The following is a 17576-nucleotide window of genomic DNA, read 5'->3' as shown; positions in this document are numbered from 1 at the left end:
GAATTAGGGGCCGTACTCTACTGATATATTGGTGAACGCTGGCGCCTGTTTGATGACCCTGTAGGAGTATGAAAAGCAAGGGGCTTCGGCTGAGAGCCTGGTCTGACCAAATAGCCGCTTTCGTGTGAAGCCAATCTAGTAGGGATGAGCCCCGAATCGGGTTAATAGGGTCCGCACTCAACACCTTGTTAGTGCTTGATTGACTTTTCATACGCTCGAATACTGCGCTCTAGCTCTTTGTGCAAGTCTTTTTCATTTGCTAAAGCCTGTTTCCATAAGCTTTTCACCCTGGAGGTATTCAAATGCAGCATTTCCTCGAATGTTTGGATGAGTTTGCTTTTTAATATCGCTCTTTCCTCGGAGTCGGCACCTGTAATCGTTGTATTATTGTCAGGCGAGTACATGGTTCTATATTTCACAAAGTTTTCACGAGCTTCATCTAAAGAATACCCGCCGTTTGGACCTCCAAAAGCTTTTGCAGAATCTTGATCGTCTTGTCCGTCGTCTTCCCAGTTACATAGATCGCATATCTCGTAGTTGGCACGTTCCTCCAATGTGGGATAGCCACAGCATGGGCAGGTAACTCGACTTATATTTTTGAATAGAGAGCCGATACCAAGATTTATTTCACTTGATAGGCTTTCAAAGCTATTTCTTTTCTCTTTTAGTTTGCTCATTCTGAATGTTGATTGCCCTAACGCGCCGCCTTGGGGCGCGTGGTTTTACGCGTGCCACCACGCTTTCCAGTGGCATCAATGGCCGCTTGTTATGAGTTGCCATACTCACCGATGATCAATATTTCACCAACGATGTTATCGTTCAATTCTTCCAGCTCTTCCGCGGGCACCCACCATTCTGTATGGCGCTTTGCCCCTACGGTCTTAATAGGATACCTGTCCATGAAACTCTTTTTTACATCGAATTTCGAAACGAATCCTTTCCCAAAGTCCGTGATATTCCATTGGGTCAGTTCTACAGCGTACTCCTCGCTTGTAACGGGGTAGAAGATTGGCTGCTCAGGCAATCTCGGGGGCCATTTTTTGAAGCCGCTCTCTTTTAGTAGCTCCAGTTCCTTTTCACCGAGTGGGCGGTAGCAAGTTACTGTTTCCATGTTTTACTCATATAAATTTATAACGCCTCAATAACGGGAGCGAACCGTGAGCGCAGTGTAGCGCATAATATAAAATGGGCGAAGCCCATGCGCGAAACGAAGTGGCGGTTTGGCTTGCCGTTGATTGGCTTGTTAGCTATTTTATTTGATGAAACCATCATAAACCAACCAGATAAACAACATTGCCAATGCGCCGAAAGCAAGCCAGTATTTTTTGACTACCGCCTTTTCGTTTACTGCAACCATTGGCAGGAATCCCAGCTTTAAGACTGCACCAAGCACCAAGATAAATGCGAAAGCAATCAGCGGCAACCACGTTTTATTTAAAAATGAAAGCACAGCAACAACTGGGAAAAGTATTGTGCCTACCAAGCCTTCGATTGCATTGAAACTAGTGGACATACGAGACGACTTTCCACACGAAGAACATATCGCCGGATAGAGATCACTAGCTTTGAACTTTTGCCAAGTACTAATTGTTTTCTCGCGACAACAAGGGCACTGATTCATGATTTCCCTGAGTGCTAACGCCCGGCTCACGCGCCGTTTTGTAGCCGCGGAGCGGCGGAGAATCGGTCGCTGTGCAGCCGATTGTTAAGCGCTGAACTACAAGCCACGTTCGATAGCCTGTTTTATCACCGCCGCCACAGTTTCGGGTGTGATGCCACGATCTCGGCAGTAACTGGTTTGCAGCCAAGCGGAAAGAGGCTTTTGACCTTTACTCGCGTTGCAGCCACAACAGCAAAGGGCGATATTTTCCTTAGTAACGATACTGGCATCGTTGACGATGTGTTCCCAGCTAGCTGCGGACTTCCTGGAGACTTTCACCGAGGTAAAATCATTGCCGCAATAGACGCACACCGCGTCGCGCTCCCGTACCTCTTTTTCAAGCCAGACCGGTATGTTCCAATTATTCGCCATTGCTCGTGCTGTTCCTTGACGCTTAACAGTGGTTAGACAGCACGCGGCATTAATACATAACCGCGCGTTCGAGATAACTCCGGCCAGGAGTCGTCTTCCCGATTGTTTTTTCCTTTAAATTCATTGCCTTACAGTCTCCGATTTGGCTCGTTACGTATTCGCGCGACGTCGTGATTTCACGCATTCATTACTACCGCACCCATTTGGGGGCTGGGGCAATGCGCAAAGGCATTGTCTGTCGAGAAGGGAGTTTTGCTGGAGGTGTGGTGATGTTCCGGCAGGTCCTTTGCTCTGATCTGAGCATAGTGCAGGCCTGTGGCCAGTCCAAGCGCTTTTTGGTCGGGGGCTAACGGTGTTGGGATGAAGGATCTACGGTGACGGGCTCTGCGGCTTCCAGGCCGGCGGCGCAGTTGGGGCAGAGGCAGGCCTTGTCGATTTGTTCTGCGGGTACGCGTGCCAGTGCGGCTTTGCTCACGGGCGTGCTGAAGCACCAGCAAGGCGCAGCGGGTTCCGTTGTGGCTGCGAGGCTGCATTGATTAGCCTTGCCGCACAGCGGGCAAAGGTCAGTCTGAGCGGTCTGCATCTGGGGTTGCCTCTTTGCTTGGCGCCTCCGCGGGTAAGGTGTCTGGCAGCGCGGGGCTGTGCTTGCCGGCAGAATACGTTTGTGTGGCGGTGGGTGCCAGCAACGATCAAGGCGACCGCTGCTGGCTGGTGGCTCAGTTGGTCAGCAGACCGTCATTCTTCATACGTGTTACCAGGTTCCGGTAGGTGTTTTGGTACACGTCCTGTTCGACTGTCAGCGGGTTGCCAGTGAAGGGCATGGCCAGCAACATGGGCAGCCAGATGACCATGGTGGCGGAGTCGGAGACGTCATATTTGTATTCTTTCTCGCCTTCGATGGCGGTGGCCTTGAGGTGTACGCGCAGCTTGGCCCATGAGGGAATCACGCCAAAGGTGAAGCCTGAGATCATCGCCGGGATAGCGGCACCGGGGGTGCTGTGATCCACGGCCACGCCGTCGATCACGATGTCGGCCTGGTCTGCGGTGTCGACAATGTCGCAGCAACCGGAGGCGCGAATGGCGGTATCAAAGTGCCTTTTGTGCGCAGCGCTGCCTTCGCGGCCGCGCCAGCTGCTGAATACCTTTACGGGCTGCTGGTTCTGCACGGCGTAGCTCTCGCGATCTAGCGTTGGCAGGTCGTTGGCTTTAAAGGCGGCGCAGCCGGAGGTCATCAGGGTGGCGGTGATGACGAGGATTCCTAGTCTTTTCATTTTTTGTGTTCTTCTTGGTTTTTATAGTGGGCACAGATTAGGGGCGTGGCGGACAGGCGTCGGCCAACGTAGCGTGGTTACGTTTGTGTGCGGTTAACTCCTCTGTGGCGGTGGCCACGACGGCAGGTCGGAGATGGGCTTGAGTATTTGCAGGCAGCATCTGCCGGGCCGCAGTTGAATGGCGGGCATGGCTTGATGGGTAGGGAGTCTCAGCGAGGTATCGCGGGGTAGATCGGCTGGCAGTCCCTTGCCTGCGGCAAGAATAATCCAGGCCAATGACGGCTCCAAGTGTTTTGTTGCGGTTTTGCTACAGCGTTGCAGGCAATGGAAAATCAGCTGCCAGGCAGCAGCCACCCAATCAGTGCTGCCAGCGAGCAGATCGCGACCAGGCCGACCGTGCAGACCACAAAGGATCGCAGATCGGGCGCGTGGTCGTAGTCGTGAATACCCTCTTGCGGGTAATGTCCGAGGGTTATGACGCGGCACGGCGGCCAGCCGGCATACCAGGCAAGTATCTGGAAGCACAGTTCCCACACCAGCCAGATAATCAGGCGTAGCGCGCCGCCAAGCACTCTTAGTAGCGTTTTTGCTGCGCCTTCAATCAGCTCATCCATTGGCTTGTCCTGTTGTTGTGTGGGTCGTTCTGCGTTGCGGTTGCTTGCCGCGCACTAGGCGAGATAGGCCTTGAATACCGCGTGGCTGAGGTAGCTGGTGATCAGATAGGTTGCCAGCGCTATGCTGCCGCAGGCGATCACGCTGCGCGGCGTTACGCCATGCACCAGCAGGGCCTGGCGGAGGTACCAGAGCAAAAGAACCAGCGCGAGCAGCAGGCCGCCGGTCAGTGCTGCCGCCAGCGAGGTGCCGCTGGCTGCACCCCAGAGCATGCCGGCTAGACATGCGGTCAGAGCGGCGGCCGGTCTGCTGAGGTATGGCCCGGTATAAGGTTCGGTGCCGGCCTCGTATTGCGCGTGCCAGAGCAGGCCGGGTGCGAGTCCGGCAACGGCGAACACGAGTGTCTGCGGGTCGCTGAACCAGGGCAGCGCAAGATTCAGGGCCAGTGCGATGAGCGTGGTGGCCGCGAGGCAGACCAGTACACGCCAGTACAAGAGCAGATTCAGCAGGGCTTCAAGGGCGTCCATGGCGTCTCATGTCAGATGGGCTTACTGGGTTTTGCCTGGCCGGCATCATCAGCATCAGGCTGATGCAGCGGTTGAAGAACAGCAAGCGCACTACCTCAATCGCGATACCTGGCCAGGCCAGCGCCCGGCAAAACGCAAGGACGGGCCTGGCCTGATACGCGCTCAGTGCTTCTTGCTTGAATTGCATGGGATGTCCCTTGTAACGCTGGCCTATCACGCGGCCTGTTTGAGCGTAGTCAGCGCTGCAGCGCCGGTTTACAGCACTTTCAGGTAGCGAATCATTTTATCTTCGGCGAAGGCTTTTACCTGCGCTTCCATATCGCGGTTGATATCCGGCAGCGCCTGCTTCATGGCGCGGGCACTGTCACTCTGGCCAAACCGCAGTATGGCGGTGAGCTGGTCGGCATTGAGGTGCTTTGCCATTTCGTCGCTGTCGAGCTGTTTGCCTTGCACTTCGTGCTGCGCCACGGTTTGAAACAGCTCGGCAATGGCGGGGTCTTCCGATAGGCGGGCGAGTTCATTCAGCTGCTGCTCGCTGAGGTAGTGTGCGTAGGCTGTCGCGGCCATGTACAGGAAGTCGTCAGGCGTGACATCGCTCAGCACGCGGGCTACCAGCTCGGCCATGCCGGGTTGTTCCTGCGCCATTTCCTGCAGTCCGGCCTGATAGCCGAGCATGGCCATGTGGCCTGCGCCGATGTTATTGAGAAAGGCTTTGGCAGCGCTGAGGTGGGCGGGGCTGATGTGTGTGTAGTCAGGCTTGGCCTGGTGAGGCGTTTGGCTAGCGGGCGCGGTGCTGCAGGCCGATAGGGTACAGAGCAGCAGTGCAATTACAGTGCAGAGACAGAGCTGTTTGCGCATGGGGGTGTCCTTTGGCTCATGCTGGTGGGTTGGCAGCGTTTTGTTTTTCTAATACCGGTCTGCCATAACGCAGCAGACTCATTTCTGTTGGCGTTCTGACTAACAGCTCATTGCTCGTTCAGGTAGCTGACCAGTTTGGCCTCTCCGTATAAGCGTGCGTTCTCTGCCAGTTCTCGGTTGATCTCCGGCAGCATTAGCTGCATTGCAAAGACGCTTTCACTCTGAGAAAACTTGAGTAGGTCTTCAAGCTGATCGGCATCCAGTTTTTTCGTGAACTCATCTTCGTCGATGGGTTTGTTCTGCGTTGCGTTCCAGCGGATGGTACGAAACATTGATTTCACCGAGGAGTTGTCCGAGAGCTCTGCCAACTCGGTAAGCTGCGCTTGCGTCAGATAGTGCGCGTAGACCTCTGCGGTCATATTGAGAAAGTCGTCGGCGGTTACATCGCCGAGCGCACGATCCATCAGTTCTGCCATGCCGGGCTGCTCTCGGGCTATCTCATTCAGCCCAACCTTGTAACCGATCATGAACATTTCCACGGCCTCAATATTGATGAGGAATGCTTTGGCCGCGCTCAGGTGTGCAGGGCTGGTGGCATAGGTTGGCCAAGTGGCGGTTGTGCGCTGGCTAACAGGTGCCGTACTGCAGGCGGACATTGCGGATATGAGCAGGGTGAGTATCAAGCAGAGAGAAAGCCGTCTTTGCATGGGGGCCTCGGTGCTGCGCGGTTCGGTCGGGCAGCATTATCAGGTTGTTTTTCAGGCTTGCCGATATTCAGCACCGGCGCCTGGCGGTAGGCCAAGGCAAGGATTGAATCCGGGCAAAGCGGCAAAGTGGCGTAGCAGGACTCGCCAAGCCGCAGCTAAGGGCGTGGCGCAGTCTGTGGCGGAGTGTCAGCGGGATGTGTTGTTGCGGCTGGCAGTCCCTTGCCTAGGGCAAGAGTAATCCAGGCCAATGGTGGCTCCAAGCGATATTTTGGCCTCCCTGCCAGCGCTGCGTATCAGGCGAGTTGATTGAGGTAAAGCGCGAGTATCAGGCCGATAGCGGTGGCAACACCTGCCCAGTAGGCGTCCTCCGTGAAGGCCTTGGGGAATACCTCGGTGGCCAGTGAGGCGACCACGGCGCCGCCGGCGAAACACTGGATCAGCGCCAACCATGCCTGGGGTACTTCGGTCATCAGCAGGTTGCCTGCCAAGGCGGCAAGGGACAGTATCACCGCGGTACCCGCCCAGAGGGCGAGGACCTTGCGCCTGGAGTGACCGGACGCGGCCATATCCCTGGCGCCGCCAGCGGCTTCAGGCAGATTCGACAGAAAAATGGACCCGGAGAGGGCAGCTACCTGCAGAGGACCCGCGCCGATCAGCGCGACCCCCAACGCCAGATTTTCGGGAATACCGTCGAGGGTAATGGCAGCCAGAAGCCCACCACCGTTGCCAGAGCCCCACTTCTTTTTTACCAGGTAAGCCAGCCCGGTAAATACCGCCGCGCCCAGCAGGACAAAGCCGAACGCCTGCCATAGCGGCGCCTTGCGCATCGCAGGTTCGATCAGCTCCAGCACCGCGGAGACCATCAGGGCGCCACCGGCCAGCGCGACGACAAATCCTTCCAGCGGTTTGGGCAGGCGCCCATAGATGCCCCACACCGCGCCAAGCAACAGCGCGCCGGAGACGACAAGAATCACGGTGATGGTCAGCAACATGCTTCAGCTCTCTGAGAATGCGCGCCTGGCGCCTGGCTCGGGAAGGTGGTTGTGGAGCTTGGAGGCAGCGCAGCCGCAAATAGTTTCCCGAACGGGAGATAAAGGAATGGTTGCTGCCGAGCGCGGCGCTCGCCTCAGTACAACCTTGCCAGCAGCGCCGTTACCGCCGTTTCAACGCGCAGGATTCGCTCGCCGAGCTGTACCGGCTGCATGCCGGCTTCGATCAGCTTGTCGACCTCATAGGGAATCCAGCCACCCTCTGGGCCGATGGCCAGGGTCAGTGGCTGGTCGATACCGCGTGGGCAGGCGGGGTAGTCGCCAGGGTGGGCGACCAGCGCCAAGCGATTGTCGATGAGCGCTGGCAAGTGGTCTTCCACGAAGGGTTTGAAGCGTTTTTCGATGCGTACGCTGGGCAGCACGGTATCGCGTGCCTGTTCCAGACCAAGCAGCAGATTATCGCGGATCACCTCGGGCTGCAGAAAGGGGGTTTGCCAGAAGCTCTTTTCCACCCGGTAGCTGTTCAGCAGGATGATCTCGGGAACGCCGAGGGTGGCGCAGTGCTGCAGGATGCGGCGGAACATCTTTGGCCGGGGCATGGCCAGCAGCAGGGTGAGCGGCAACTTGACAGGCGGTGATTGGTCAAGCGTGACGTGTAATTCTGCGTGAGTACTGGTCAGCGCGGTGACGTCGCCTTGCCCCATCAGGCCGTTGATGCGCCCTACGCGCAGGCTGTCGCCGACGGCGACCTGCTGAATGTCCTGCATGTGGGCCAGGCGGCGGCCACTCAGGCGCACCTGATCTGTAGCGGTAAAGTCGCCGTCTTCCAGCAGCAGCAGGTTCATGTGGTGGGTGTGTCTTGCTCGTCGGCCTGATCGTTGCGCGGGCGCGCCCGGACAAAGCGGCTGAATACGATGCCCACTTCATACAGCAGCCACATGGGCACCGCCAGCAGCGTCTGCGAGATCACATCCGGCGGCGTCAGCACCATGCCGATGGCAAAGCAGCCGACCACCACATAGGGGCGCGCCTTGGTCAGCGACTGCACATCAACAATACCCACCAGTACCAGCAGCACGGTGGCTACCGGTATTTCGAACGACAGGCCAAAGGCCATGAACAGCGTAAGCACAAAGTCGAGGTAGCTGTTGATGTCGGTCATCACCGCTACGCCCTCGGGCGCGGTACTGGTGAAAAAGCCGAACACCAGCGGGAACACCACGTAATAGGCGAACGCCATGCCGCTGTAGAAGAGCACGATGCTGGAGGCGAGCAGGGGCACGGCCAGGCGCTTCTCGTGTTTGTACAGGCCCGGGGCGATAAAGCTCCAGATCTGGTGCAGCACAAAAGGCATGGCCAGAAACAGCGCACTGATCAGCGTCAGCTTGAAGGGTGTGAGAAACGGCGAGGCCACATCGGTGGCGATCATGCTGGTGCCTTCGGGCATCAGCGCGCGCAGCGGCTCGGAGACGAAGCTGTAGATGTCGTTGGCGAAGTAGAACAGCCCGGCAAAGATCACCAGCCAGATACAGACGATGCGCAGCAGGCGCGAGCGCAGTTCGGTCAGGTGCGCGACCAGCGGCATGTCACCGCCGGTTTTCGCCGGTGGCGGCAGTTCAGGGTTGCTCATGGCGGGGTGCTTGCTGGTCATGGGGTTCTTCAGCGACAGAGTCTTCGGGCGGCTGCGGGGACGCAGGCGCGGGCTTAGCTGTAGTCTGCGGCGTTTGCGTTACGCTTTGTTGACCGTCAGGTTTCACATTGCTGCTGCCCTTGGCCGGATTGCCGAGATTCAGGCCATGCTTGTCGAGCTCGGCCATGATGCGCTCGTTGTGCAGCTGCTGACGGATTTCATCGGCGCCGATTTCACGCTCGACCTGGCTGCGCACCTCGGAGAAGCCGCGCTTGATCCGGCCGATGGTCAGGCTGACGGTGCGAATGGCGCCGGGCAGCCGCTCGGGGCCGAGAACCAGCAGGGCGAGAACCGCCACCACCAGCATTTCCAGAAAGCCGATGTCGAACATGGGTCAGGACCTGTTGAGGTTACGGCTTGGACTGAGTGTCCTGTTTGTGCTCTTCGGCCTTGGCATCCAGGGTTTCGCCCGGCTTGCTCTCGACCGAGGGCTTGTCATCGTCGTTCATGGACTTGCGAAAGCCCTTGATGGCCTCACCCAGATCACCGCCGATGTTTTTCAGACGCTTGGTGCCAAACAGCAGAATGACGATCGCCAATACGATCAACAGCTGCCACAGACTGATTCCGCCAAAACCCATTACAACCTCCGGGGCAGAGCCCTGTTTACTTTGCGCGAGCGGCTTTCTCTTCCAGACCGGAAAGATCGAAGCGGCGCTCGAGTTCTTTGAGAATGTCATCGGGGCCCAGGCCCAGATGACTGAGCATGACCAGTGAGTGGAACCACAGGTCAGCAGTTTCGTAGATCAGCTCGGACTTGTCGTCGCTGTGCTGACAGTCCTTGGCGGCGAGCAGTGTTTCCGTGCACTCCTCACCGACCTTTTCGAGAATCTTGTTCAGGCCCTTGGCGTGCAGGCTGGCCACATAGGATGAATCGGCGGCGGCCTGTTTGCGCTGCTCCAGCACGGCGGCCAGTTGGCTCAGGGTATCAGACATGCTGGGTCACTCTTTCGGGTTCTGGTAGAGCGTGGCCGGGTCGGTAATCACGGCATCCACGGTTTGCCACTCGCCGTCTTCCAAGACGCGATAGAAGCAGCTCTCACGGCCGGTATGGCAGGCGATGCCGCCAATCTGCTCGACCTGCAGGATGATTACGTCGGCGTCGCAGTCCAGGCGCAGTTCATGCAGCTGCTGCACATTGCCGGACTCCTCGCCTTTGCGCCACAGGCGGTTGCGCGAGCGCGACCAGTAAATACCACGGCCTTCCTGCACGGTGAGTTGCAGGGCTTCGCGGTTCATCCAGGCGACCATCAGCACGCGCTGGGTGTGCACATCCTGCGCGATGGCTGGTACCAGCCCGTCGGCATCCCATTTGATGCTGTCGAGCCAGTCGTTGTTGGGGGTTGAATCGGTCATGGGACTGTCGTTGTTCGGTTAATCTGCCAAGTGTGCCAGTTCTGCCGGGGGATGACTACGCGCGGCGCAGAATCAACCAGCCACCCACGGCAATCAATACCCACTGTGCCGGTGCCGCATTGACCCACAGGTTGGGGTCGCCACCCAGGGTGCTGCTGCCCAGCACCAGCAGGGCAATACCCGCTACGCGCAGCGCCCAGTGGTTGCGTTGGCGCTCCGGCGGGCGCTCTATCGGTTGGGCTGCGACGTTGTTCAGTGCCTTGTGCGCGGTGTCGATCAGCGCCGGCACGCGCTCCAGATGCTGTTGCCAGACCTTGGCCTGATGCTGCGGCAGCATGCGCTCACGCATCCAGCGTTCAAGGTAGGGTTGGGCGGTGCTCCACAGGTCCAGGTCGGGGTACAGCTGACGGCCCAGGCCTTCAATATTGAGCAGGGTTTTCTGCAGCAGTACCAGTTGCGGCTGTACTTCCATCTGGAAGCGGCGCGCGGTCTGGAACAGGCGCAGCAGCAGCTGGCCAAAGGAAATCTCGCTCAGCGGGCGCTCGAAGATGGGCTCGCAGACGCTACGAATAGCAGCTTCGAATTCGTTCACGCGGGTGTCGGCGGGAATCCAGCCAGAGTCGATATGCAGCTGGGCTACGCGGCGATAGTCGCGCTTGAAGAAGGCCATCAGGTTGCGCGCCAGATAGCTCTGATCTTCTGGCGTCAGGCTGCCGACAATGCCGAAGTCGATAGCAATGTACTGCGGTTCCCACGGGTGTGCGCGCGAGATGAAGATGTTGCCGGGGTGCATGTCGGCATGGAAAAAGCTGTCGCGAAACACCTGGGTGAAGAAGATCTCGACGCCGCGCTCGGCCAGCTTCTTCATGTCGGTGCGCTGATCGGCCAGCGCCGCCAGGTCGGTCACCGGGATGCCGCTGATGCGCTCCATTACCAGCACCTTGTGGCGGCACCAGTCCCAATACACCTTGGGGATGTACAGCAGCTCGGAGCCTTCAAAGTTGCGTCTTAGCTGTGAGGCGTTGGCGGCTTCGCGGTGCAGGTCCAGCTCATCGAAAATGGTGCGTTCGTAGTCCTCTACCACTTCAACCGGGCGCAGGCGGCGGCCCTCGGCGGAGACCCGCTCCAGCCCCCGGGCAGCCAGATAAAGCCATTGAATGTCCTGATCGATCACCTCGCCAATGGCCGGGCGCACCACCTTGACCACCACCTCGGTGCCATCGTGCAGCCGCGCGGCATGCACCTGCGCGACCGAGGCTGAGGCGAGCGGCTCATCGCTGAATTCGGCAAATACGCTGTCGATGCTCTGGCCCAACTGCTCCTCGATCCGAATGCGGGCCTGATCCGCCGGGAAGGGCGGTACCTTGTCCTGCAGAAAGGCCAGCTCCAGCGCGATGTCGTCAGGCATCAGGTCGCGGCGGGTGGAAAGAATCTGGCCGAACTTGATGAACACCGGGCCCAGATCTTCGCAGGCCAGGCGCAGCCGCGCGCCACGGCTGAGGTCCTTGGGCGCCGGGCGCAAGCGCCAGGGGCCGAGTTTCAGGCCCAGCCGCGCCAGCGCCGGTAGCGGCAGTTCCAGCAAAATCTGGTCAAGGCGGTAGCGGGTGAAGATGTGCAGGATGCGCAGCAGGCGCGTAAAAGCGGTGAGTCTCATGCGTCTGGTGTGTCCGGGTCGGTTGGGCTGAGCAGGGCGACGCGGGCTTCGAGCCGGTCAAGCTGCAGGCGCATTTCATGGAGTAGTTCGGCGCTGGCGCGGGCTTCGGCATTGCCGACCAGCTGGCGGCTTTCTTCGGTCAGGTACTCGCCCATGGTCATGCGCAGGCTTTCGCGGCTGTCCTTGCCCCATTGGTGGCTGCGGCGCAGCAGGCTGCCAATGGCATGCGCGGGTACCGGCCCCAACCAGCGGGCCAGCTCGGCTTCAGCGTCCAGGCGCAGGTCGCCGAATATGTTCTGCAGGCTGATGAGCACCTGGCTGTCGCCGGTCAGCTCCAGCTCAGGATGTTGCAGCAGGGCCTTGCGGTCACGGCTGACCAGTAACTTCGCCAGCACGGCACTGGGTGCGCTCAGCTGGCAGTCGGCCGCGCCGGCATAGGCGTTGAGCAGTTGCATGCGCCCCTCGGCGGGCAGCAGATAGAGCTGCCAGTCGGGCTCGCGGGCGCTGATCAGAATGACCTTGCCGGTCAGCGCAGCCAGACGGCGTGCGGTCAGGGCGTCGCGTTGCAGCGCAGCCTCGATGCTGCGCTGCGCGGCGGCCAGCAGTGCCGCCGGCAACATCAGGGTTTGATCCCCCGGTGCAGGGCTACGATGCCACCGGTCATGTTGTGATAGGTCACACGAGCAAAGCCGGCCTCGACCATCATTGCCTTGAGGGTCTCCTGATCGGGGTGCATGCGAATGGACTCGGCCAGATAGCGATAACTGTCCGCATCGTTGGCCACCAGCTTGCCCATGAACGGCAGCAGCTTGAAGCTGTACTGGTCGTAGGCCTTGGACAGCAGTTCGCTCTTGGGCTTGGAGAACTCCAGAATCAGCAAACGCCCGCCTGGCTTGAGTACCCGCAGCATGGAGGCGATGGCCGCGTCCTTGTGGGTGACGTTGCGCAGACCAAAGGCGATGGTGATGCAGTCAAAGTAGTTGTCGGGGAAGGGCAGCGCCTCGGCATCGGCCTGCACGAAGCGCACATTGCCGGCCACGCCCAGATCCAGCAGGCGATCACGCCCGACCTTGAGCATGGAGGCGTTGATGTCGGCCAGAATCACCTCGCCCTCGGGACCCACGCGCTTGGCAAAGCGGCGCGTCAGGTCGCCGGTGCCACCGGCAATGTCCAGCACCCGGTTGCCGGGACGTACCCCCGACAGCTCGATGGTGAAGCGCTTCCAGATGCGGTGGATGCCGCCGGACATCAGGTCGTTCATGATGTCGTACTTGGCTGCGACCGAATGAAACACCTCGGCGACGCGCTGCGCCTTCTCGGATTCGGCCACGGTCTGAAAGCCGAAATGGGTGGTGTTGTCGGTGTTCTGCTTGTCGCTCATGGAATCAGTCTGCCCTGGCAAAATCAGGCCCCATTCTAACCACTTTTTCAGGCCCGGCGGAGAATTAGCAAGCTGCTGAAAATCTACCTGCGTTGCCATCGCGGCGTTAAAAACACCCTCAGAATGCTCATTTACACCTTGTAAACTGCGCTTCTTCGACTGTTTTTGCCTTGCGCTGGCTGCCTCGGCTCGGGCTTCCTGCTTCGCTCTAACTCCTGCATCCATGCAGTCGTCGGCAACGCTTTTCAACGGCTTGCAGCCGCTGATGCAGCATAAGACGCATTTGCCGGGATGACGTTCCCGAGGCTTTGCGGCATGCTACAGGGCCACCCAACAGATACACCCCATGGAGTAGCCGATGGCGACCGTAGACATTACCCGCGAGCACAATCTGGGCAAGGAAAAGGCCAAGGAGCAGGCGCAGTTGCTGGCCGACAAACTGGCGCAGAAACTGGATGCCAAGTGTGCCTGGCAAGGCGATGAGCTGACCTTCAAGCGCAGTGGCGCTGATGGCTCCATTCACGTGTCCGATTCGGACGTGCGCGTGGTGGTCAAACTGGGCCTGATGCTGTCGCCCATGCAGGGCATGGTTAAGGGCGAGATCGAGAAGGCGCTGCAAAAATATTTGGCCTGAGACGAAAAAGTCGGTTTTTTAGTATGTCTTTTCTAATTCCGAAGCGTAGCTTGCTGAGCAAGGATCGGTAATCGGTCCATTGCAGTATCCCTACTTAATCAGGAGCTACCAACATGGCCAAGACTACTACCGCTAAGAAACTGGAAGACAACGCTACTACCTTCGCTAACGACGTGAAGAACTACACTCACCAAATCTGGTTGGCTGGCCTGGGCGCTTACGCCAAAGCCGGTAAAGAAGGTGCAGATTACTTCAAGAAGCTGGTTGCCGAAGGCGAAGAAGTTGAGAAGAAGGGCAAGGAACTGGTTGAAACCCAGGTTGAAGCTGCCAACAGCCGCATCGAATCCTTCAAGGAAAAAGTGCAGGAAAGGACCGGCGGTCGCTTCAGCAAGGTAGAAGAAGTGTTCGACGAGCGCGTTGCCTCTACCCTGGGCCGTATCGGCATTCCGAGCAAGAAGGACATTGACCAGTTGTCTGCTAAGCTTGATGATCTGAGTGCTGCACTCAAGTCACTGCAGAGCAAGTAACGGTCACAGAGGAGTTGCTCCATGGCGGGAAAGAAAAAGGACGATAAGGATCCTGGCTGGGTCGCCGATATCGAAAGTTACTCACGTCAGATCTGGTTGGCTGGCTTGGGTGCTTACGCCAAGGTCGGGAAGGAAGGTGTAAAGCTTTTCGAAAACCTGATCAAGGACGGTGAAGCGGCCGAGGAAAAGGCCAAGGTCGAGATCGATAAACAGGTCGACGCCTTGAAAGGCAAAGCCAAGTCCGGCAAGAACCCACTCGATGCAGGCAAGGCCAAGGCTGAAAAGGCCAAGGGTCGCCTCACCGGCAAGTGGAACGAGCTGGAAGAAGCCTTCGACAAGCGCCTCAACAGCGCTGTCGCCCGCCTCGGAGTGCCCTCACGTGATGAGGTCAAAGCGCTTAACAGCAAGGTTGACGAACTGACCAAGCTGATCGAGCAACTGGCTGGTGGCAAGGCTGCGCCCAAAGCCAAGCCTGCTGCAGCCAAACCGGCGGCCAAGCCACGTGCGCGCGCTACCACGGCGAAAACGGCGGCGGCTAAACCCGCGGCTGCCAAGCCGACAGCAGCCAGCAAGCCGGCAGCTAAACCTGCGGCCAAGAGCACCAGCGCTGCCAAGCCTGCGGCAAAAAAGCCGGCGGCTAAAACGGCGTCCAGTGCGAGCAGTAGCACGGCTGCCAAGCCTGCAACCGCGCGCAAGGCTCCGGCCAAGCCAAAGGCAGCAGCCAAGCCCAAGGCTCCGGCAAAACCCAAGGCAACGCCAGCCGCCGTGAAAGCGGCCGAGCCGGCAGCGCCAGCGGCAGCAACACCGGCGCCAGCGGCCAAGCCCAGCGAGTCCTGATTCGCCGGCCTGTACCGCGTAAAACAGAAACCCCGAGCAGGTAAAACTGCCTGGGGTTTTTTATTGGTATGCCGTTAGAGGGCTATCGCTGGCGCGCAATGCCACACGCGGAACTGCACGCTCTGGTAATGGCGGTTGCCGACGATGCTTGGCGCTCCGGGTTACCTCTATACCAGCGTTACCCTGTGCCCAGCGCGGGCCGGGATGTGGCTTCCCCAACGCACCATTGAACTACGCCGCTCAGTTGTAACGGTCGATCAGCGTCTGCATCCACGGTTCGGTGGCTTCATCCATGTATGGCAGCAGCAAGCCCAGCGCTTGTTGCACGCCAGCGGCCGGGTCGGGCTCCTCAGCGCTGGCGATGCGCTGGTAGTCGAGCCAGAACATGCAGGTTTGGCACAAGGCGTCCAGCAGGCGTTGGAGGCTTTCTTCTGCGCAATGCAGTTGCCCGCCCGCGCGCATGACCAGCAGGATGTGTGCAAGGCATTGCCGTAGCTGATGCAGCCAGGTTTGCATGGCCTGACGAATGAAGGGGTAGCGACTCATCAGGTTGGACAGGTCCTGAAACAGGAAGCGGTAAGTGGCGACTGCCTCGAACAGCAGATGCAACAGCAGCCAGAGGTCTTCGGGCGATACCTCGTCGGGGTTTTCCGCCGGGCTCAGCAGGTTGCGCGTACTGAGCAAAAAGTCATCAATCAGCACTTCGAGTAGCGCTTCCTTGCCCTTGAAGTGGTAGTACAGGTTGCCGGGGCTGATATCCAGTTCGTTGGCCATGTCCAGCGTGGTGACATTGGGTTCACCCTGCTCGTTGAACAGTTCCAGAGCACAGAGCAGGATGCGGTCGCGGGTTTTCATGGGGCTCCTCAAAGCTGATGTACATAGCGCCCGGGCGCGGGGCCCAGCGCCGGGTCGGCCACGGGATGGGAGGCGTTTTGCAGCGCGCCGCTGTGGCGGATGAGCCAGCCGGTCCAGGCGGGCCACCAACTGCCCTCGGTGACGGTCGCGCGATTGGCCCAACTGTCTGCGGTGTCGTGGGCGTCGATGGGCGCGCTCTGATAACCGGCGCGGCCTTGGCCCGGTGGGCACAGCAACCCCTGAATGTGGCCGCCACGGCACAGCGTGAACTGGCAGTCGCCGCCTAACCGCCCGGCGGGCAGGGCGTTGCGCCATGGCACGATGTGGTCGCGCTCGGCCGCCAGGTGCCAGCTGGGCAGTGACAGCTGGCTTAGATCAATGCGTGCGCCGTCGAGTTGCAGGGCACCCTGCCGGCTCAAAGGGTCGCGAGTCAGCAGATCAAGCAGGTCCTCGACCAGCTGTGCGGGGAGGCGGGTATTATCGTGGCTCCAGGTGTGTACCGGCGAATTTGGCAACGCCTCGCCCAGCGCATAGCGCTGCACGGCGGGCTGCCAGAGCAGCTGCTCGGGTTTCATCCAGGTAAACAGGCTGCCTAGGCTGCGCTCATCCAGATAACCCTGGCGCCAGACCTGCCGACGCAGCCGTTGCTGGGTGGCGCTGCCGGCCAGGCGTTGCAGATCGGTTTGCAGGCGTGCGTCCAGCGGCGTGATCAGCAGGCTCAATGCGCTCAGGCAGTCGGCACGGCCGCGTGCCTGCAACCAGCCCGCCAGCAGGGTGGCGAGCATGCCGCCGGAGCATACCCCAAGCAGGCTGGCCTGATCGCTGGCACTGATCTTGAGTACTGTGGTCAACGCCTCGCGGCAGGCCCGCACGTAATGGTTCAGCCCCCAGTTGCAGTGGCTCGGGTTGGGGTTGCGCCAACTGATCAGATACACCGCCAGGCCTTGCTGCAGTGCGTGCTGCACCAGGCTGGCGGCGGGGGTGAGGTCGAGTAGATAGTAGCGGTTGATCGGTGGCGGAATGATCAATAGCGGCTTGCTGTATTGCTGTGCGGTGGCTGGGGTGTAGTGAATCAGCTCGAAGCTGGGCTGGCGCAGTATCACCTCGCCGGGGCTCAGTGCCAACTGTTTGCCGGGGCGGTAGTGGTCTTCGGCCTCCGGCATGGCCAGCGGTCGTCGGGTCACCTGGTCGACCAAAAGGTTACGCAAACCCCGGCGCAGGTTGCCCCCACGGCTTTGCCGCGTGGCGGCGATGATCTGCGGATTGAACGGTCCATTGGATGGTGAGCTGGCAGCGCTCAGCTGGCTTAGCAGCCAGTGCAGGTTGGCGCGTTCGGGCTCACCGAGGTCGAGCCCGTTGAGCCAGATCTGCAGTGGCTGTTGCCAGGCCTGCCAGAGTTGCAGCAGGCGCTGTTGCAGCGGGCGTTGCCAGCCGGGATGCTGAAAGCGCGGGTCGTCGGTCAGCGCGCTGCAGTCGAGCTTGCCCTGCAGGGCAAGCAGACTGAGGCGAGTAACGCGGCACAGGTAGTGTCGGTGATGACGCGGCTGGTTCAGTGTGGAGCGCAAGAGGGCGAGAAGACTCCGGGACAGATCCGCGCTCAGGGATCCTGCGATTGCTTGTCCGTGGGGTCTTGCGCGCATCCAGGG

At 59.5% G+C, this 17576-nt stretch carries 26 protein-coding genes; 3 read left to right on the top strand and 23 right to left on the bottom strand.

The genetic code is table 11. From position 1 onward, the window contains the following. Positions 1-188: 188 nt before the first annotated feature. The 21 genes from V7747_RS15575 to ubiE form a co-directional block, all read right to left on the bottom strand. A complete protein-coding gene (locus tag V7747_RS15575; RefSeq protein WP_335616930.1) occupies positions 189-677 on the bottom strand; it encodes a CPCC family cysteine-rich protein in 489 nt (162 codons plus the stop codon). Between the two features lie 89 nt (positions 678-766). Then, positions 767-1111 carry a hypothetical protein gene (locus V7747_RS15570; RefSeq protein ID WP_335616929.1) on the bottom strand — a complete coding sequence of 115 codons (345 nt, stop codon included), beginning with the start codon at positions 1109-1111 and terminating at the stop codon, positions 767-769. A gap of 141 nt (positions 1112-1252) precedes the next feature. Beyond that, complete coding sequence (locus V7747_RS15565) at positions 1253-1513, bottom strand: hypothetical protein (RefSeq protein WP_335616928.1); 261 nt, start codon at positions 1511-1513, stop codon at positions 1253-1255. Between the two features lie 204 nt (positions 1514-1717). Beyond that, entirely contained in the window at positions 1718-2032 is a 315-nt protein-coding gene (locus tag V7747_RS15560) for a hypothetical protein (protein ID WP_335616927.1), read from the bottom strand. Positions 2033-2378: 346 nt separating this feature from the next. Beyond that, the gene (locus V7747_RS15555; protein ID WP_335616926.1) at positions 2379-2615 is read right to left on the bottom strand and encodes a cysteine-rich CWC family protein; all 237 of its coding nucleotides are present in this window, start codon (positions 2613-2615) and stop codon (positions 2379-2381) included. 133 nt (positions 2616-2748) lie between these two features. Then, complete coding sequence (locus V7747_RS15550; RefSeq protein ID WP_335616925.1) at positions 2749-3303, bottom strand: hypothetical protein; 555 nt, start codon at positions 3301-3303, stop codon at positions 2749-2751. Between the two features lie 332 nt (positions 3304-3635). Beyond that, complete coding sequence (locus V7747_RS15545; RefSeq protein WP_335616924.1) at positions 3636-3917, bottom strand: hypothetical protein; 282 nt, start codon at positions 3915-3917, stop codon at positions 3636-3638. Positions 3918-3971: 54 nt separating this feature from the next. Beyond that, positions 3972-4442 carry a hypothetical protein gene (locus V7747_RS15540; RefSeq protein ID WP_335616923.1) on the bottom strand — a complete coding sequence of 157 codons (471 nt, stop codon included), beginning with the start codon at positions 4440-4442 and terminating at the stop codon, positions 3972-3974. Further along, a complete protein-coding gene (locus tag V7747_RS15535) occupies positions 4429-4629 on the bottom strand; it encodes a hypothetical protein (RefSeq protein WP_335616922.1) in 201 nt (66 codons plus the stop codon). Before V7747_RS15535 ends, V7747_RS15540 begins: the two co-directional genes overlap by 14 nt. Before the next feature lie 68 nt (positions 4630-4697). Then, positions 4698-5300, bottom strand: coding sequence for a hypothetical protein (locus V7747_RS15530; protein ID WP_335616921.1), 603 nt, complete (start codon positions 5298-5300; stop codon positions 4698-4700). Positions 5301-5407: 107 nt separating this feature from the next. After that, a complete protein-coding gene (locus V7747_RS15525; protein WP_335616920.1) occupies positions 5408-5827 on the bottom strand; it encodes a hypothetical protein in 420 nt (139 codons plus the stop codon). 473 nt (positions 5828-6300) lie between these two features. Continuing rightward, positions 6301-6999 carry a ZIP family metal transporter gene (locus V7747_RS15520; RefSeq protein ID WP_335616919.1) on the bottom strand — a complete coding sequence of 233 codons (699 nt, stop codon included), beginning with the start codon at positions 6997-6999 and terminating at the stop codon, positions 6301-6303. A 134-nt stretch (positions 7000-7133) separates the two neighbouring features. After that, on the bottom strand, positions 7134-7841 hold the full coding sequence (locus tag V7747_RS15515) for a 16S rRNA (uracil(1498)-N(3))-methyltransferase (protein WP_335616918.1): 708 nt from the start codon (positions 7839-7841) through the stop codon (positions 7134-7136). Continuing rightward, positions 7838-8626, bottom strand: a complete 789-nt coding sequence (tatC, locus tag V7747_RS15510) for a twin-arginine translocase subunit TatC (RefSeq protein ID WP_335617049.1) — start codon at positions 8624-8626, stop codon at positions 7838-7840. Before tatC ends, V7747_RS15515 begins: the two co-directional genes overlap by 4 nt. After that, complete coding sequence (gene tatB / locus V7747_RS15505; protein WP_335616917.1) at positions 8613-9017, bottom strand: Sec-independent protein translocase protein TatB; 405 nt, start codon at positions 9015-9017, stop codon at positions 8613-8615. The genes tatC and tatB overlap by 14 nt, the downstream gene beginning before the upstream one ends. Before the next feature lie 19 nt (positions 9018-9036). Beyond that, positions 9037-9267 carry a twin-arginine translocase TatA/TatE family subunit gene (gene tatA / locus V7747_RS15500; RefSeq protein WP_092287417.1) on the bottom strand — a complete coding sequence of 77 codons (231 nt, stop codon included), beginning with the start codon at positions 9265-9267 and terminating at the stop codon, positions 9037-9039. A 25-nt stretch (positions 9268-9292) separates the two neighbouring features. Continuing rightward, positions 9293-9622, bottom strand: a complete 330-nt coding sequence (locus V7747_RS15495) for a phosphoribosyl-ATP diphosphatase (protein ID WP_092287418.1) — start codon at positions 9620-9622, stop codon at positions 9293-9295. A 6-nt stretch (positions 9623-9628) separates the two neighbouring features. Continuing rightward, entirely contained in the window at positions 9629-10042 is a 414-nt protein-coding gene (gene hisI / locus V7747_RS15490) for a phosphoribosyl-AMP cyclohydrolase (protein WP_335616916.1), read from the bottom strand. Between the two features lie 55 nt (positions 10043-10097). Next, positions 10098-11696 carry a ubiquinone biosynthesis regulatory protein kinase UbiB gene (gene ubiB, locus V7747_RS15485; protein ID WP_335616915.1) on the bottom strand — a complete coding sequence of 533 codons (1599 nt, stop codon included), beginning with the start codon at positions 11694-11696 and terminating at the stop codon, positions 10098-10100. After that, positions 11693-12316 carry a ubiquinone biosynthesis accessory factor UbiJ gene (locus V7747_RS15480; RefSeq protein WP_335616914.1) on the bottom strand — a complete coding sequence of 208 codons (624 nt, stop codon included), beginning with the start codon at positions 12314-12316 and terminating at the stop codon, positions 11693-11695. Before V7747_RS15480 ends, ubiB begins: the two co-directional genes overlap by 4 nt. After that, positions 12316-13077 carry a bifunctional demethylmenaquinone methyltransferase/2-methoxy-6-polyprenyl-1,4-benzoquinol methylase UbiE gene (ubiE, locus tag V7747_RS15475; protein ID WP_092287422.1) on the bottom strand — a complete coding sequence of 254 codons (762 nt, stop codon included), beginning with the start codon at positions 13075-13077 and terminating at the stop codon, positions 12316-12318. Before ubiE ends, V7747_RS15480 begins: the two co-directional genes overlap by 1 nt. A 358-nt stretch (positions 13078-13435) precedes the next feature. Between ubiE and V7747_RS15470 the strand changes: the two genes are divergently transcribed. The 3 genes from V7747_RS15470 (at position 13436) to V7747_RS15460 (ending at position 15075) form a co-directional block, all read left to right on the top strand. Continuing rightward, positions 13436-13711, top strand: coding sequence for a polyhydroxyalkanoic acid system family protein (locus V7747_RS15470; RefSeq protein WP_335616913.1), 276 nt, complete (start codon positions 13436-13438; stop codon positions 13709-13711). 113 nt (positions 13712-13824) lie between these two features. Then, on the top strand, positions 13825-14238 hold the full coding sequence (locus V7747_RS15465; protein ID WP_335616912.1) for a phasin family protein: 414 nt from the start codon (positions 13825-13827) through the stop codon (positions 14236-14238). Positions 14239-14259: 21 nt separating this feature from the next. Further along, on the top strand, positions 14260-15075 hold the full coding sequence (locus V7747_RS15460) for a phasin family protein (protein ID WP_335616911.1): 816 nt from the start codon (positions 14260-14262) through the stop codon (positions 15073-15075). A 240-nt stretch (positions 15076-15315) separates the two neighbouring features. Here the strand turns inward: V7747_RS15460 and V7747_RS15455 are convergent, their stop codons facing one another. Together V7747_RS15455 and V7747_RS15450 are read right to left on the bottom strand one after the other, a co-directional pair. Continuing rightward, positions 15316-15930 (bottom strand): TetR/AcrR family transcriptional regulator, encoded by a 615-nt coding sequence (locus tag V7747_RS15455; protein ID WP_335616910.1) that lies wholly within the window; start codon positions 15928-15930, stop codon positions 15316-15318. Between the two features lie 8 nt (positions 15931-15938). Further along, on the bottom strand, positions 15939-17495 hold the full coding sequence (locus V7747_RS15450; RefSeq protein WP_335616909.1) for a PHA/PHB synthase family protein: 1557 nt from the start codon (positions 17493-17495) through the stop codon (positions 15939-15941). Positions 17496-17576 lie beyond the last annotated feature (81 nt).

Source organism: Halopseudomonas sp. (assembly GCF_036960865.1).
In the GTDB taxonomy this organism is placed as follows: domain Bacteria; phylum Pseudomonadota; class Gammaproteobacteria; order Pseudomonadales; family Pseudomonadaceae; genus Halopseudomonas.
This window is presented reverse-complemented; position numbering and strand designations above follow the sequence as displayed.

What these genes read in the sequence shown, in the direction of transcription:
- V7747_RS15540 (WP_335616923.1), bottom strand. Translation starts at nt 4,442, where the DNA reads ATGGACGCCCTTGAAGCCCTGCTGAATCTGCTCTTGTACTGGCGTGTA.
- V7747_RS15515 (WP_335616918.1), bottom strand. Translation starts at nt 7,841, where the DNA reads ATGAACCTGCTGCTGCTGGAAGACGGCGACTTTACCGCTACAGATCAG.
- V7747_RS15495 (WP_092287418.1), bottom strand. Translation starts at nt 9,622, where the DNA reads ATGTCTGATACCCTGAGCCAACTGGCCGCCGTGCTGGAGCAGCGCAAA.
- V7747_RS15455 (WP_335616910.1), bottom strand. Translation starts at nt 15,930, where the DNA reads ATGAAAACCCGCGACCGCATCCTGCTCTGTGCTCTGGAACTGTTCAAC.
- ubiE (WP_092287422.1), bottom strand. Translation starts at nt 13,077, where the DNA reads ATGAGCGACAAGCAGAACACCGACAACACCACCCATTTCGGCTTTCAG.
- V7747_RS15565 (WP_335616928.1), bottom strand. Translation starts at nt 1,513, where the DNA reads ATGTCCACTAGTTTCAATGCAATCGAAGGCTTGGTAGGCACAATACTT.
- V7747_RS15520 (WP_335616919.1), bottom strand. Translation starts at nt 6,999, where the DNA reads ATGTTGCTGACCATCACCGTGATTCTTGTCGTCTCCGGCGCGCTGTTG.
- V7747_RS15460 (WP_335616911.1), top strand. Translation starts at nt 14,260, where the DNA reads ATGGCGGGAAAGAAAAAGGACGATAAGGATCCTGGCTGGGTCGCCGAT.
- ubiB (WP_335616915.1), bottom strand. Translation starts at nt 11,696, where the DNA reads ATGAGACTCACCGCTTTTACGCGCCTGCTGCGCATCCTGCACATCTTC.
- V7747_RS15535 (WP_335616922.1), bottom strand. Translation starts at nt 4,629, where the DNA reads ATGCAATTCAAGCAAGAAGCACTGAGCGCGTATCAGGCCAGGCCCGTC.
- V7747_RS15480 (WP_335616914.1), bottom strand. Translation starts at nt 12,316, where the DNA reads ATGTTGCCGGCGGCACTGCTGGCCGCCGCGCAGCGCAGCATCGAGGCT.
- V7747_RS15570 (WP_335616929.1), bottom strand. Translation starts at nt 1,111, where the DNA reads ATGGAAACAGTAACTTGCTACCGCCCACTCGGTGAAAAGGAACTGGAG.
- V7747_RS15530 (WP_335616921.1), bottom strand. Translation starts at nt 5,300, where the DNA reads ATGCGCAAACAGCTCTGTCTCTGCACTGTAATTGCACTGCTGCTCTGT.
- V7747_RS15525 (WP_335616920.1), bottom strand. Translation starts at nt 5,827, where the DNA reads ATGATCGGTTACAAGGTTGGGCTGAATGAGATAGCCCGAGAGCAGCCC.
- V7747_RS15555 (WP_335616926.1), bottom strand. Translation starts at nt 2,615, where the DNA reads ATGCAGACCGCTCAGACTGACCTTTGCCCGCTGTGCGGCAAGGCTAAT.
- V7747_RS15545 (WP_335616924.1), bottom strand. Translation starts at nt 3,917, where the DNA reads ATGGATGAGCTGATTGAAGGCGCAGCAAAAACGCTACTAAGAGTGCTT.
- tatB (WP_335616917.1), bottom strand. Translation starts at nt 9,017, where the DNA reads ATGTTCGACATCGGCTTTCTGGAAATGCTGGTGGTGGCGGTTCTCGCC.
- V7747_RS15560 (WP_335616927.1), bottom strand. Translation starts at nt 2,032, where the DNA reads ATGGCGAATAATTGGAACATACCGGTCTGGCTTGAAAAAGAGGTACGG.
- V7747_RS15575 (WP_335616930.1), bottom strand. Translation starts at nt 677, where the DNA reads ATGAGCAAACTAAAAGAGAAAAGAAATAGCTTTGAAAGCCTATCAAGT.
- tatA (WP_092287417.1), bottom strand. Translation starts at nt 9,267, where the DNA reads ATGGGTTTTGGCGGAATCAGTCTGTGGCAGCTGTTGATCGTATTGGCG.
- V7747_RS15465 (WP_335616912.1), top strand. Translation starts at nt 13,825, where the DNA reads ATGGCCAAGACTACTACCGCTAAGAAACTGGAAGACAACGCTACTACC.
- V7747_RS15470 (WP_335616913.1), top strand. Translation starts at nt 13,436, where the DNA reads ATGGCGACCGTAGACATTACCCGCGAGCACAATCTGGGCAAGGAAAAG.
- V7747_RS15550 (WP_335616925.1), bottom strand. Translation starts at nt 3,303, where the DNA reads ATGAAAAGACTAGGAATCCTCGTCATCACCGCCACCCTGATGACCTCC.
- tatC (WP_335617049.1), bottom strand. Translation starts at nt 8,626, where the DNA reads ATGAGCAACCCTGAACTGCCGCCACCGGCGAAAACCGGCGGTGACATG.
- hisI (WP_335616916.1), bottom strand. Translation starts at nt 10,042, where the DNA reads ATGACCGATTCAACCCCCAACAACGACTGGCTCGACAGCATCAAATGG.